Genomic DNA, 14144 nt, shown 5'->3' on the forward strand with positions numbered 1-14144 from the left:
GTCCGCAGATTTCTTTTACTTTTCTGCTTTGACACTGGCAGCGACACTGGCACTGGCACTTTCTGCCTTGGCGGATGCATCTGATTTGGCCAGTTCTGGCTTGACGACATCGATCTTGTTTTCGCGCATGTAGTCATTCATTTCCTTCCAGCCGGCGTATACCGCAGCACGGGCCGCATCAGGATTGAGGGCGTAACAATCTTCGATGGCACGTCCGGCATGACGACAGGCGCTGCCGGTCGCCCTGGCATCCGATTCCCTGGCAGCCGCGTCTCTTGCCGGATCAGGCAGACCAAGGCGGTCACAGGCGCTGATCGATATCAATGATATCAATAGCAATAAGGAAATTCCAAGTGGTTGGCGTAATGACATCGTGGCACCAGAATAATAAATAAAAAACCATAGTCGAATTCAGACTTGCCCCCATGATACCCCAGTGTATGGCTACTTTGACAGCAGTGATCATGGAAGCAAAGTCAGAATATTGCATGCTGACAGTGTTTACGGCCAATCTGGCCCAGACTTAAAAAACCGGCGCAAGCCAGGGCAAAGCATTATCATGTGGGCTTGGTCGCTGCTTAGACTGACTGGCCACTGTTTGTCTCGCACACCCACAGAATTGACGTCATACCAGAACCCGCAAGTCTCATGAAACTCATCATCAGAAGTATTATCCTCAGTGCTGCCATCGGTCTGGCGGCATGCAGCCCCAGGTTTGACTGGCGCGAAACCCGCAGTAATGACGCCCCGTTTTCCATCCTGATGCCCGGCAAGGCTCTCAGCGATACCAAGAGCATGCAGTTGGAAGGCGTGGATGTGAAAATGACTATGCTGGCTGGAGAAGCAGGCGGCGTCAGTTTTGCCGTCGGCAGCACCAAGCTAGCCGATGTGGGCCATGCAGGCCTCATCATGGAAGCGATGAAGAAGGGCATGATACGCAATGTCCAGGGCAATGCCGACAATACCCGTGTCACCCCCGAAGGGGATGTGGAAGTCCGCGGCAAATTACGGAATGATGTACCGGTACTGATGGTAGGCCGTTTCCTGATACGTGGCCCCTGGGTATATCAAATCGTCATACTGGGGCCGGAAAAAGCGGTCAGCCGTGATGTTATTGATACATTTATGACATCATTCAAAACAAACTGAACCAACACCGGGTAAATTTAGGATTATGATATGACTATGCGGGGCGCATTTCTCTATCCGACATGCGCGCCAACATCATAGCTACCCACAAAGAGGAGAGATGTCCATGCTGATCACATTCAAATCCAAAGCTGCTACAGAAATCACCATGTATAAAGAGCATGCGCGTCGCATCCTGGATCTGATACAGAAAGATGTGGAACGCGGTGTGATTACACCGCAGGAATTACCACAAGCCATACAAAAGATTGAAGCTGCAGTAGCGGACAGCAAAGCCCATCCCATCTCGGATGAAGTCAACCGCGACATCAATGCGCATCACAATGAAAACGGTGATGACAACGAGCATGAAGCGCCGGAACCCGTCAGCTTTGCCACCCGCGCCTTCCCGGTACTGGAAATGCTGCACGCGGCCAACAAGATGCAACGCGACGTGATGTGGGGCGTATAAAGCCATGACTTCCCATGTAGAAAATACCCGGGAATTCGATCTGGATGCCGCTGACGGCACTCCCATTTTTGTACGCGACTGGCCACCGACAAACCCGGCCAATGCCACCAATACAGCATTACCGCAGCAGCAGGGCGTGCTGATCATGCATGGCCTGGGTGAGCACTGTGGACGCTATAGTCACGTGGCACGCTTTTTCAACGCCCTGGGGTTTGTAGTCAGGACTTATGACCACCGCGGACATGGCAAATCCGGTGGTGCCGTGGGCGACGTGCCGGATAACCACGCCATGCTGGATGACGCGCAGATGGTGCTTGCCGACTTCCGCCAGCAATTGTCCGGCCCGCCGATTTTACTGGGGCACAGCATGGGTGGCCTGTTTGCAGCCCGCTTTGCGCTGGAACACCAGAACGACTTGCGTGCCTTGATCCTGTCTTCGCCAGCGCTGGCGATACGTATGTCGGGCTTCCAGCAAGGTCTGTTGAAAACAGCATTCCGCCTGATACCAGGCGTAGGCTTACCGAACGGCTTGCAAACCCGTTACCTGTCACATGACGCAGAAGTGGTGCAAGCCTATAAAAACGATGCGCTGGTGCACGGCAGGCTCAGTGCGCGGCTGTTAACCAGCATGCTGACGGCCATGGCCTATTGTCACGAGCATGCTGCAGAGCTGCATATGCCCGCGCTGCTGATGGTGGCCGATGACGATCACCTGGTTGATCCCGACGGTAGCCGCCGCTTTGCGCAAAAAGTCAATGAAACCTGGCTCAGCAGTCATTTTTATGCCGGTTTTTATCACGAAATTTTCAATGAACTCGATGCAACCCGGGTTTTTGATGACTTGCGTACCTGGCTGGAAGTGCAACAATTCACCCCGCTGGAAATGGACCAGAGAGCAGCTTAAGTCCGCGCAGCCAGCGCTAATCGCTCACAGCCTGAGCGGGTTTCATCTGCAGCAAAAGCCATAGAAACCGGGTTTATACGCACCTGCTGTTACACTTACGCGTCGGTTCAGACCTAGCCAATTCAAAATATGCAAGAAAATACAAGAAAAACACTGGGGAAACCCCAAAAACCTGCACGCCCGGATGCACGTAAAGATCCACGCTCAGGCCCGCGTTCAAGTGCGCGCCCAGGTGCCCGCCCCGATGCAAGTAAAAATGCACGCCCAGACACCCGTACAGAGGTGCACCCGGCGGTAGCAGTGGCCACAGCCACAGCGGCCGCAGAATTCCAGCCTATCGACATCAAACCCGATTCGTTGGCCTTTTGCCTGGTAGGTGCAGCGCAGGCGGTCAGTTATGTACTGGAAGGCACGGCCTTGCCCATGGCCCTGTCACGTGTGTTTACCCAGACCAATGCCTTGCCTCAGGCACGCGGCGCGATCCAGGATATTTCTTACCGGACCATGCGCCAGGTAGGCCGGGTAGATGCCCTGATCAAGGTCATGGCCAGCAAAACCCCCGAACCAGCCCTGCTGTACAGCCTGTTGTGCTGTTCCCTGACTTTATTGATAGGCAATGAAGGGGAAGAGCATCCCGCCTACGAAGAGTTCGTCGTGGTGGACCAGGCGGTCACCGCCGCCACCTCCAGCCCGCATATGGTGTTTGCCAAAGGCATGGTGAATGCCGTGCTGCGCCGCTATTTACGCGAAAAAGACGATTTGCTGAAGCTGGTCATGAAACAGCCAGCCGCCACCTGGAATTATCCACAATGGTGGGTTGACCAGTGCAAAACTGCCTATCCGCAAGACTGGCAAGCCATACTCACCACCGGCAACCATGCGCCACCCATGACTTTACGGGTCAACAGCCGTGTCACCACGGTCGCTGCCTATCTGGAATTGCTTGAATCGAAACAAATTGCCGCCAACCAGATCGGCCCGTCTGCCATCAAGCTGGTAAAACCCATGCCGGTACAGCATATTCCCGGCTTTGAAGAAGGCATGGCATCGGTGCAGGATGCCGCAGCCCAACTGGCGGCCCCATTGCTGGATGTGCAAGACGGCATGCGCGTGCTGGACGCCTGCGCCGCCCCCGGGGGCAAAACCGGACATTTGCTGGAGCTGGCTGATATTGAACTGTTGGCGCTGGATAGCGATCCGGCCCGCATACAGCGCATACATGACAACCTGGCAAGACTAAAACTGTTCGCCACCGTCAAGGATGGTGATGCCAGCCGCACTGGCTGGTGGAATAACAAGCCGTATGACCGCATCCTGGCCGATGTGCCCTGCACCGCCTCTGGCGTGGTACGACGCCATCCGGACAGCCGCTGGCTGCGCCGCAAGACGGATGCTGCCCAACTGGCCGCCCTGTCTGCCCGCATCCTGGACAATCTGTGGCACATGCTGAAGCCGGGCGGCAAGATGCTGATGGTGACCTGCTCGATCTGGCCACTGGAATCAGAAGCCCAGGCTACCGCCTTTGTCACCCGGCACGGTGCCATAAGGCTGGATGCGCCGGGCCAAATGTTGCCGACACTACCAACAGCGTCCGCTGGCAACAACGAACATGATGGTTTGTTCTATGCATTGTTTCAAAAACCACCGCAAAATTAACGAATGCCAACAAGTTCAAGCTATCATTAGCAGACTTTTGATTTCGTATTGATTGCATGATCCGACGCTCAACCTCCCTGCTGCGCCAATTGCTGCTGACGTTTCTGTTAGCCTTGCTGGCATTGGCGGGCCCATCGCTGGGCCATGCGGCGGATGTGGAAGTCAAATCAGCCAAGATAGAATCCGGCGAGGAAGGCTACCGGCTGGCAGCCGTGTTTTCCATAGAACTGAGTGACGGCCTGCGGAAAGCCATCAAGGAAGGCATTCCGGTATCCTTCACGACCGAGGTCGAATTGACGCGCTCGCGCTGGTATTGGGTTGATGAAAAAGTCGTGCGCAGTGAAAACACGGTCAAGATCGCCTTCAATGAATGGACGCAGCAATACACCGCCATCGTCAATAATGGCCTGCAACAGACCTTTCCTTCACTCGATGCTGCGCTGAACCTGGTAGTCAGGCCCAGTCGCTGGCTGATCGCTGAAAAATCGCTGCTGACCAATGGTGCCACGTATAACGTGGCTTTACAGTTACGCATGGGCCTGTCCAAGATACCAATCCACTTCCAGATTCCGTCCTTCAGTGACAGTAACTGGAGTCAAAAGACGGAGTGGAAGCGTTTTTCCTTCAAGGCAGACGACAAGTGACACGATTTTTGCGGTATGCCCTGATTATCGGCGGTGCTCTGATGAGCATACTGCTATTCTTTCTGACCACCGTTTCAGAAAATTCCTCGCGCTTCGAACGCTATTATGAATGGCTGCTGGACGCCAATGCCATCGTTGCCCTGGCACTGCTGATCCTGGTTCTGACCCTGGTCTGGCGTTTGTTCCGGCGCTTTCGCGCGCGCGAATTCGGCTCGCGCCTGATGACCCGGCTGGTGGTCTTGTTTGCCCTGGTCGGCATTTTGCCGGGTACCGTCATTTATGTGGTGTCGGTACGCTTTGTGTCGCTGTCTATCGAATCCTGGTTTGACGTCAAGGTCGAGTCGGCACTGGATTCCGGCAAGAACCTGGGCCTGACGGCACTGGATTTCCTGCTGGCCGATTTGCAAACCAAGGCGCGTGACATGGCGTCGGAACTTTCCGACCCGACCGAAAGCTCGATGTCCATCCACCTGTCGCGTCTGCGTGAAAGAATGCAGATACAGGAAGCCACCATCGTCAACGGCAAAGGCCGGCTGATCGCCACTGCCAATGAAAATGTGGGCAGCCTGTTACCAGAATTACCCACCGCAGAAATGCTGCGCCAGGTTAAGTTGTCACGCTATTACGCCGCCAGGGATGAAAAAATCGCCCCGGCCGATTCGGAAACCGCCACTGCTGCGAATGCCAATCGCGGTGCCAGCCACCCGACGCTGGCGGCAGAACCAGCCAGGATACTGCGCTCGCGGGTGGTCGTGCCGATACGCGGCAACAACTGGATTTCCCTGCAAAATCAAGCGCTGTACCTGCAACTGATACAACCTGTGCCCGCCAATCTGGCCATGCATGCCGAAGCACTGAGCAGTGCCTCACGCGAATACCAGGTGCGCTCCATCGGTCGGGTGAACCTGAAAAAGATGTACATCATCACCCTGACGCTGACCTTGTTGCTGGCGATTGTGGCCGCCATTACCAGCGCCTTCCTGATTTCCGGTGAGGTGGCCCGCCCCCTGCTCTTGCTGGCGGAAGGTACCAAGGCGGTGACTGAGGGTGATTTCTCGCCACGCCCGATCGTCACCAGTGCGGATGAACTGGGCAGCCTGACCAAGTCCTTCAACACCATGACCAGGCAGTTGTTTGATGCCCGCGCAGCGGTGGAAAAAAACCGCAGTGAACTGGAAAATGCCAAGGCTTACCTGGAATCGGTACTGGCGAATATGTCGGCCGGAGTGATGGTGCTGGACCAGAGCGGCAACCTGGTGACCTGTAATGAATCGGTGGAACGCATACTGCAACGCAAGCTGGAAAGCGAAATCAATAAACCGCTGGCCACTATCGAAGGCATGCAGGCATTTGCCTTCGCCATTTCCAAGGCGTTTTCCGAACAGCATGCACAATCGGCTGCCGGAGGTGAAAACGAACGCGAACAACACTGGCAGCAACAGATAGAAGTACCCCGCCCCAACAAGGGTAAAAAAGTAGCCACGACAGGGGACAACGTCGCCGCCGAAGAAGAGCAAAGCATTACCTTGCTGGCACGTGGCTCACACTTGCCGGTTGTGTCCGGCAGTGGCTACGTGGTGGTATTTGATGACATCAGCAATATCATTTCTGCCCAGCGCTCTATCGCCTGGGGTGAGGTAGCACGTCGTCTGGCGCATGAAATCAAGAATCCGCTGACGCCGATACAATTGTCGGCCGAACGTCTGCAAATGAAACTGCAGGACAAGCTCAGCGAGAGTGATGTCCTGATACTGAACAAGAGCACAACAACGATTGTCAATCAGGTCACTTCCATGAAACGCATGGTGGATGATTTCCGCGATTATGCGCGCACGCCGCCAGCGGTTTTGATGCCTTTGAACCTGGCTGGTCTTATCGACGAAGTGCTGCATTTATATATCGCCGGCGACGACAGGGACGCAATACGTTTGACGCTGGCGCCCGATTTGCCGCAGATAATGGGCGACGCAACCCAGCTTCGACAGGTAATTCACAATCTTTTACAAAATGCCCAGGACGCGGTTGCCGACAACACCAATCCGGATTTTATGCCACGCATTGACGTCATCACCGATGTGGTGCGTTACACCGGGACTGACCAGATTACTCATTCTGCAGTACGGCTGTCAATTATCGATAACGGCCCGGGATTTTCGAGCAAAATTCTCGGTCGCGCGTTTGAACCCTATGCCACTTCCAAGCCGCGAGGCACCGGTCTGGGGCTGCCAATGGTGAAGAAAATCATCGATGAACACGGCGGTAGAATTGATATTCAAAATCGCAGCGATACAAACGGTGCAAAAGTAGCGATTTTGCTGTTAAAGTTAGCACCGGATTCAAATACAGTGTAAGAAAGTGGTATTTGAGCGAACCATCCTTCTGATGTTCCCAAAAGAGGAATACGGACAAAAAGCAGTCGGGTCATTTTGAAATTTTTATCCGGCAGACAGTAGGCGGCAATTTCCGGAAACGGGATGGTGGCAGACAATGCAGGAAATGAACGGCAAGAAGCACCCAAGAAAACATAGAGGCAGTAATAGGGTAGATTTATGGCAAACATATTGGTCGTAGATGATGAAATGGGGATCCGGGAATTGTTGTCTGAAATTCTCGGGGATGAAGGCCACGTGGTCCAACTTGCTGAAAATGCACAGCAGGCGCGACAGGCGCGACAGGAAGCGCGACCAGACCTGGTCTTGCTCGATATCTGGATGCCGGATACCGACGGCGTGACACTGCTGAAAGAATGGCAGCGCGACGGATTGCTGACCATGCCAGTCATCATGATGTCTGGCCATGCCACCATCGATACCGCAGTGGAAGCAACTCGTATCGGTGCCCTGAATTTCCTGGAGAAACCTATTGCCCTGCAAAAACTGCTGAAAGCCGTACAACAAGGCCTGACCCGCAGTTCAGAAGCACCAAAACCGGCCACACCGGCCCTGCGTGTGATCAGCAATGACAACACAGCAGCACCGACCATGTCTGGCAGCTTTGGCAATGCCACTCCGGCGTATGAAGCACGTCATTTTTCGGCAGCGCAACCGGTAGCGGCAACGCCGAATAACCAGTTTGCCAGCCTGTCCTTTGACTTGCCGCTGCGCGAAGCGCGCGACGCCTTTGAACGCATCTATTTTGAATACCACCTGAACCGCGAAGGTGGCAGCATGACACGTGTTGCTGAAAAAACAGGTCTGGAACGTACCCATCTGTATCGCAAGCTTAAGCAACTGGGTGTGGAATCGATGAAATACGCCAAACGTGGTGAGTAAGTTTGAACACCGCGAAAGCGCAATTACATCTGGTACACGGTGGTAGTTATACGCAAAGGGAGACGGCGATTGCCGCCTCCCTTTCCCGTTTACCTGCCACACTGAGCAATGCCGTCATCCTCGAAGGCTTGCCCGCCGGGCAAGATATCCTGCTCGCCACCAACAATCTGCACGTCACTCGCATTGCCCCCGGCTGTTTTTGTTGCATAGGCAATCTCAGCCTGCGCGTCACCCTGAATCGCGTCCTGCGTCAAAAACCTGCCCACATCTTTCTGGGCGTCGCCAGCGATGCCCATCTGGACCAGTTAAGCCTGACCCTGCAAGAGCCGGGTTATGCAAACTGGCTGGAGATCGCCAGCCAGCCTCGCTTGTGAACCAATGTTACGCGCACTAAAGTTGAGGGGTTGCCGTGCCGTAATACTTCATGTAAGCCAGTAACACATTAAAAGAAGAGTACCCGAGAAAGCGTAGCAAACGGCGCTGGTTTGAGTTAAGAAGCGCAAACGTACGAAGCTACGGTGAGCATCACTGGCACAAAATTGCGTTTGCAGTAGCTTCATCAGGTACTATTCTTGAAATTCGCTGTCGTCAGCACCATGTCTGCTCTATGTACGGTAACCAGAGGAAAATCTCCTCCAGCCAGAAAGGATGCACAAAATGAATCTTATTTATAACAGCGAACAATACAGCGTCATCGAATATGTCGCTGACACTGATCACGAAGCCCTGCGCTTCGGCGGTTATGAAATCACTGACAAGTCGGTACGCCGCGAATGGTTTATCGGTGGTCCACTGGCGATCAATTTCCGCAAGGACGTCACCGACCTCATCGCATCCGAACCCAGCATAGAAGAAATCGACGATTTTCTTGGCCAATATGATGGCTATATGGGCCAGAGCGTCCTGCTGCACTAACTACACTAACACCAGTCTGCCATGACACCGCTGTCATGGCAGCATGCTTACCTTCTTTCCCACATCCATCATTGCTTGCCGTGATCGAACAAACGTTAAGCAAAACCACTGACGATATGCCGCCAGCGATACAGGACATCATGTGCACCTGATATCCGCATCGCTGCCAGAATGTTATTTTAGAACGCATTTCATCCATATTTCATCAATACGTGGTTGGCATGATTGATGCATCCTCCGCTGATACGAAACGGCGTTTGCATTACACTGAGCGCTTGGCGTCCCACTATTTTTATTCTTGATCCAGGTCTGACTTATGAGTACTACGCACCATGACTTTATCCGCGGCCTGCCGAAAGCCGAATTGCATCTGCATATAGAAGGTTCACTGGAACCGGAACTGATGTTCGCCCTGGCACAAAAGAATGGCGTGCAACTGCCGTATGCGACGGTGGATGAAGTACGCGCTGCCTACGACTTTGAAGACTTGCAGTCTTTCCTGAACCTGTATTATGCCGGTGCAGCCGTATTGCAGACCGAACAGGATTTCTTTGACCTGACCCACGCCTATATCCAGCGTGCGCTGGCCGACAATGTACGCCATGTGGAATTGTTTTTTGACCCGCAAACCCATACGGCACGCGGCATCCCCATCGCCACCGTGTTTGCCGGCATCGCCCGCGCCTTGCGTGAAGCACGAAGCAGCCATGGTTTTTCTGGTGCAATGATATTGTGCTTCCTGCGTCATCTGAGTGAAGAAGATGCCATCACCACACTGGAAGCAGCACTGCCCTTGCGTGACCAATATGCCGACCTGTGGGCAGGCGTGGGACTGGATTCTGCCGAAGTCGGCAATCCACCAGAAAAATTTGCCCATGTGTTTGCCATTGCCCAGGCCATGGGTTTTCGCCTGGTCGCGCATGCGGGTGAAGAAGGTCCACCGGCTTATATCCATAGTGCCCTGGATGTGTTGCAGGTCGAACGCATAGACCATGGTGTACGTGCCGAAGAAGACCCGGCCCTGATGGCGAAACTGCAGCAAAGCCGCATGCCACTGACCGTCTGCCCGCTATCGAATCTGAAACTGTGCGTGGTCAAGGATATGCGTGATCACAATCTGGCGCGCATGTTGCGGGCTGGCTTGTGCGTGACCATCAATTCAGACGACCCCGCTTATTTCGGCGGCTACATGAATGCGAATTACATTGCCACCGCCGATGCCCTGCAACTCAGCCAGGAAGAATTGCTGCAACTGGCGCGCAATGCGTTTGAAGCCTCGTTTGTCACGCCTGAACAAAAACAGGTATGGCTGGATGAGCTCGATGCGTATGCTGCTAGCACGCATTAATTCAAATCACATTCTTTTCCAGCAGCGGCCTGCCATCCAGTAAACGTTGCGCTGACAAAGCTGACAAATCCAGACTGCTATATGCACCATCCGTCAACAGTTCTGCAATACCGCGCCCGACTGCGGGTGCGTGTTGCATGCCATGGCCACTGAAGCCATTTGCCAGTATCAAATTCGATAACTGCGGATGCGCGCCGATGACTGCATTCTGGTCAAACACATTGTATTCATAGTAACCAGCCCAGGCTCTTTGCATGCGCAGGGCTTCAAAAGCAGGAACACGGCTTGCCATGATTTGCCAGACTGTATCGAACTGTTCGTAATCCGCTTCCAGCGGCGCATCGTCGGGATCATCTGCCGGCGGCAAGCCGCATATCCAGTACTGACCTTCGGGACGTAACCACAAACCGGATGGATCAATGATGAGCGGGCAGGCGGGTGTCTGTGCCGGGCTGGACACCACAAATACCGTGCGCCTGCGAGCAACCACCGGCAAATCGAAACCTGTATCGGCCAGCAAGGGGCGCGCCCAGGCGCCAGCCGCATTCACTGCCACATCACAAGAGATGACGCGACCATCGCGCAAACGCACGCCCTGCACTTTGCCCTGACTGTGTTCAATCCCTTGTGCATCCGCCTGCACATAATTGACACCCAGGCTGCGCGCCTTGCGCCGAAACGCCATCAGCAAGGCATAGCCGTCGAACCAGCCTTCACCACTCAAACCTAAGGATCCGAGCGCCAGATCATCTACATTCAACCATGGAAATCGGCGTTGCAATGCATCTTGCCCAAGCAAGGCAACATCCACCTGCTGCGCCTTTTGCACCTGATGATTTTCCCGCAGGGTGACGGCACCGGCCGCCGTTGCCAGGTACAGGTAACCGTGTTCGGTCAAACCCAGTTGCGGTACCTCGCCATCCACCGCCAGATGCTGATGCAGTTCACGCAAGAAGGCGATGCCGAACTGCGACATCTGTATATTCAGCGGGGTACTGAATTGCTGGCGTATGGAACTGGCCGACAGGGCTGAAGACGCATGGGTATAAGTGGGGTCGCGTTCCAGCACGCTCACCCGACCCTGAAAGCGCGCATGCGCTGCCAGAAAATAGGCAATCGCACTGCCAATGACGCCACCGCCCACGATGACTATGTGTCTGTTATCCATTGCGCTATCCATTGCGATTGTCCCATCCCGGATGTTTAAAAACGCAGGCCAAATCTGCGCCGGTAATCCTTCGGTGTCACCTGCGCCCACTGCTTGAAGATTTTACTGAAACTGGAGACATCTTCATACCCGCAACGTGCAGTGATATCTTCCAGCGACAGGCGCGTGGTTTCCAGCAGCGCCTTGCCACGTTCAACCCGTAATTGCTGCACATAGTGGATGGGGCTGAGATTGGTGGCATCCTGGAAGCGTCTGAGCAAGGTGCGCTGGCTGACATGGCAATAGCTGGCCAGTTCTGCCATGCTCCAGCGCTGGTCCAGGCGCTGGTTCAGCCAGCGACGTGCGCGCTCTATCACTGCATGGCCCTGGTCCTGCATCATGGCCTTGGCAATATACGGTGCCTGGCTATTCCGGTTGGCATCGACTACCAGAATCTTGGCCGTCAACTGACGTAATTCTTCACCACCGAAATGGGCCACCAGCCACAACGACAAATCGATATACGAAGTCACCCCGCCCGAAGAAACCAGCTTGCCATCCTGAACGATGAGTTCTTCTGCCTCCAGCAAAACCTTTGGGAAATGCTTGCGGAAATAGGCACTCAGCCACCAACTGGTGGTAGCACGCCGGCCATCGAGCTTGCCGGTCCTGGCTAGCAGGCTGGTGCTGGAACAACTGGAAATCAGCAGGCTGTCACCTTGCAGGTAATCATGCAGTAAAGCCTGTTCCGGCCCCAGTGCGGCCATCAAGGCATCGAGCTGGCTACTATCCCGGTGGTCAATGCCAGGCACCATCAGCGCATCCAGCTTCTGCGTTGTGATGTCACGCGCCTGGAAATGCAGGCCGCCGACTTCCTGCAAGATGTCGCCGCGGGCGCTGACCCAGAAGGCCTCGAACTGTACTGGCCTGGCACCAGCCGGGCGTATGCCGGCCAGAGTATTGACAATCGAGAATACATCCAGCGGCATCACGGCACCGCTGCGCAAACAGCCGGGATACACCAGCACGCCGATACGAATAACAGGGTCTGCGATCGCCATATGGCCAATTCACACCTTTTTTTGTCGATTCAGCCAATGGTACAACTTTTCAATGGCCGCCACAATCCAGGTTCTTACCAACCGCTGTGGACTGTGATTCAGCTTCAGCCGCAGCCACAACCATCTCTACAGGAATCCGCCATGCCCTACGTGCAAATACATACCATCAAAGGAATGTTAACCCCCGGTCAAAAACAGTTATTACTGGAAAGAATTGCCGATGTCATGGTGGACATCGAGGGGGCGGGTGACCCTGAATTCAGGAAATCCATCTGGATCAATATCCAGGAGACTGAGGCAGAAAACTGGTCCATGAGTGGCTTGCGCCCGTCCACCCGGCACATCGAACAATTCCTCGCTGTCAGGGATGCACGGGCTACAACGCAAGCGGAGGTGGCCAAATGATGGCCTTCCCTGCCCTGTCCAGCTTTGTGCTGGCCATGCTGGCCCTGTTTTTGAAAGCCAGCCTGTTAAGTGCCATACAGATCATCAGCCGCATACGCAGCCGCCGCTACCTGTTGCCGGAAGACGCCGGCATGTTTAGCCTGCGACCGGCGGATGCCGAAGCTGAACTGGTGCAGCGCTGCGCCCGTGTCTGGCGCAATGATGTCGAAAACCTGCCGCTGTTTCTGGCGCTGGCACTCAGCCATGTCTTGCTGGGTGGCGACGCACACAGCGCCAACTGGCTGTTTGGTAGCTACGTACTGATACGCTACCTGCATACCATCGTCTACCTGCGTGGTTTGCAACCCTGGCGTGCCATGCTGTATTTGGCGGGCATGCTGGTATGCTGGATGATCGCAGTGGGCAACTTTCACCATATCCATCCATAAAGCAGTATGCTGTTATTTTGCTGCATGTTCAGATGCATACTCAAAGACATATTCGTAGGCATATTCAGAGACATACTCAAAGGTAAATATGGCTTTCATTGGTCCCGATGTCACACTCGATCAACCCGTGTATGTGCATGACACGGCACACCTGTATGGCAAGATCAGCGTGGGGCAACATGCCTCTATCTGGATCAATGTGGTCGCCAGGGCCGAGCACAAGGAAATCATCATCGGCCCCTACACCAATATCCAGGATTTTGTCATGCTGCATATCGGTGACCAGACCCCGACCATCATAGGCAGCCATTGCTCGATCACCCATCATTGCACCATCCATGGCTGCACCATAGGGGACAACTGCCTGATAGGCATCAATTCCACCATCATGGATGGCTGCGTGATCGGGAAAAACTGCATTATTGCCGGCCACAGTTTCCTGAAGGAAGGCACGGTGATTCCCGACAATTCCATCGTCATGGGTACGCCAGGCAAAGTCGTACGCACCCAAAACAATTATGTGCGTAATCGCCTGAATGCCTATATGTACTATAAAAATGGGCTGGCCTACGCAGCCGGGGCATACCGCGAATGGGCGCGGGAAGAATTCCCGGTAGAAATCATGGCAGAAATTGCCAGGCTGAACGCCCAACTCAATGTTGAAGAATGACAACTTAAGTTAAAAGCCGGCCTGAAACCGCTTGCAAGGCTGGCTTGGGATTGACACGCATCAGGCAAATATACACACTGAAAGCTCTGGCCTG

At 54.3% G+C, this 14144-nt stretch carries 16 protein-coding genes; 13 read left to right on the forward strand and 3 right to left on the reverse strand.

Features of this window, described 5'->3' with window-relative positions; translation table 11 throughout:
• Positions 1 to 15: 15 nt before the first annotated feature.
• A complete protein-coding gene (locus ACO0LM_RS21290; protein WP_423039700.1) occupies positions 16 to 372 on the reverse strand; it encodes a hypothetical protein in 357 nt (118 codons plus the stop codon).
• A 276-nt stretch (positions 373 to 648) separates the two neighbouring features.
• On the opposite strand from ACO0LM_RS21290, the gene ACO0LM_RS21295 reads away from it, so the two are divergent.
• The 10 genes from ACO0LM_RS21295 (at position 649) to ACO0LM_RS21340 (ending at position 10339) form a co-directional block, all read left to right on the forward strand.
• Positions 649 to 1149, forward strand: coding sequence for a hypothetical protein (locus ACO0LM_RS21295; RefSeq protein ID WP_423039702.1), 501 nt, complete (start codon positions 649 to 651; stop codon positions 1147 to 1149).
• 106 nt (positions 1150 to 1255) lie between these two features.
• Positions 1256 to 1600 carry a DUF1840 domain-containing protein gene (locus tag ACO0LM_RS21300; protein WP_422983890.1) on the forward strand — a complete coding sequence of 115 codons (345 nt, stop codon included), beginning with the start codon at positions 1256 to 1258 and terminating at the stop codon, positions 1598 to 1600.
• 4 nt (positions 1601 to 1604) lie between these two features.
• A complete protein-coding gene (locus ACO0LM_RS21305) occupies positions 1605 to 2504 on the forward strand; it encodes a lysophospholipase (protein ID WP_423039704.1) in 900 nt (299 codons plus the stop codon).
• 129 nt (positions 2505 to 2633) lie between these two features.
• Complete coding sequence (gene rsmB, locus ACO0LM_RS21310; RefSeq protein WP_423039706.1) at positions 2634 to 4160, forward strand: 16S rRNA (cytosine(967)-C(5))-methyltransferase RsmB; 1527 nt, start codon at positions 2634 to 2636, stop codon at positions 4158 to 4160.
• Positions 4161 to 4216: 56 nt separating this feature from the next.
• Positions 4217 to 4804 carry a DUF4390 domain-containing protein gene (locus ACO0LM_RS21315; protein WP_423039708.1) on the forward strand — a complete coding sequence of 196 codons (588 nt, stop codon included), beginning with the start codon at positions 4217 to 4219 and terminating at the stop codon, positions 4802 to 4804.
• Entirely contained in the window at positions 4801 to 7155 is a 2355-nt protein-coding gene (locus ACO0LM_RS21320) for an ATP-binding protein (protein WP_423039710.1), read from the forward strand. The genes ACO0LM_RS21315 and ACO0LM_RS21320 overlap by 4 nt, the downstream gene beginning before the upstream one ends.
• A 198-nt stretch (positions 7156 to 7353) precedes the next feature.
• Positions 7354 to 8076: a response regulator gene (locus ACO0LM_RS21325; protein WP_422983880.1), complete on the forward strand. Its 723-nt coding sequence runs from the start codon at positions 7354 to 7356 to the stop codon at positions 8074 to 8076.
• Positions 8077 to 8078: 2 nt separating this feature from the next.
• Positions 8079 to 8450, forward strand: a complete 372-nt coding sequence (locus ACO0LM_RS21330) for a GTPase (RefSeq protein WP_423039712.1) — start codon at positions 8079 to 8081, stop codon at positions 8448 to 8450.
• A gap of 283 nt (positions 8451 to 8733) precedes the next feature.
• The gene (locus ACO0LM_RS21335) at positions 8734 to 8991 is read left to right on the forward strand and encodes a BTH_I0359 family protein (protein ID WP_422983876.1); all 258 of its coding nucleotides are present in this window, start codon (positions 8734 to 8736) and stop codon (positions 8989 to 8991) included.
• 316 nt (positions 8992 to 9307) lie between these two features.
• Positions 9308 to 10339 carry an adenosine deaminase gene (locus ACO0LM_RS21340; protein WP_423039714.1) on the forward strand — a complete coding sequence of 344 codons (1032 nt, stop codon included), beginning with the start codon at positions 9308 to 9310 and terminating at the stop codon, positions 10337 to 10339.
• Between the two features lies 1 nt (position 10340).
• Here ACO0LM_RS21340 and ACO0LM_RS21345 read toward each other — a convergent pair whose 3' ends face one another.
• Together ACO0LM_RS21345 and ACO0LM_RS21350 are read right to left on the reverse strand one after the other, a co-directional pair.
• Positions 10341 to 11507 (reverse strand): NAD(P)/FAD-dependent oxidoreductase, encoded by a 1167-nt coding sequence (locus tag ACO0LM_RS21345; protein WP_423039716.1) that lies wholly within the window; start codon positions 11505 to 11507, stop codon positions 10341 to 10343.
• 35 nt (positions 11508 to 11542) lie between these two features.
• Complete coding sequence (locus ACO0LM_RS21350) at positions 11543 to 12547, reverse strand: GlxA family transcriptional regulator (protein WP_423039718.1); 1005 nt, start codon at positions 12545 to 12547, stop codon at positions 11543 to 11545.
• A 141-nt stretch (positions 12548 to 12688) separates the two neighbouring features.
• On the opposite strand from ACO0LM_RS21350, the gene ACO0LM_RS21355 reads away from it, so the two are divergent.
• The 3 genes from ACO0LM_RS21355 (at position 12689) to ACO0LM_RS21365 (ending at position 14050) form a co-directional block, all read left to right on the forward strand.
• On the forward strand, positions 12689 to 12952 hold the full coding sequence (locus tag ACO0LM_RS21355) for a tautomerase family protein (RefSeq protein ID WP_423039720.1): 264 nt from the start codon (positions 12689 to 12691) through the stop codon (positions 12950 to 12952).
• Positions 12949 to 13380 carry an MAPEG family protein gene (locus tag ACO0LM_RS21360; RefSeq protein ID WP_423039722.1) on the forward strand — a complete coding sequence of 144 codons (432 nt, stop codon included), beginning with the start codon at positions 12949 to 12951 and terminating at the stop codon, positions 13378 to 13380. Before ACO0LM_RS21355 ends, ACO0LM_RS21360 begins: the two co-directional genes overlap by 4 nt.
• A gap of 88 nt (positions 13381 to 13468) precedes the next feature.
• A complete protein-coding gene (locus tag ACO0LM_RS21365) occupies positions 13469 to 14050 on the forward strand; it encodes a gamma carbonic anhydrase family protein (protein WP_422983864.1) in 582 nt (193 codons plus the stop codon).
• Positions 14051 to 14144: the final 94 nt, after the last annotated feature.

This window comes from Undibacterium sp. Di26W (genome assembly GCF_049340265.1).
Taxonomy (GTDB): domain Bacteria; phylum Pseudomonadota; class Gammaproteobacteria; order Burkholderiales; family Burkholderiaceae_D; genus Undibacterium.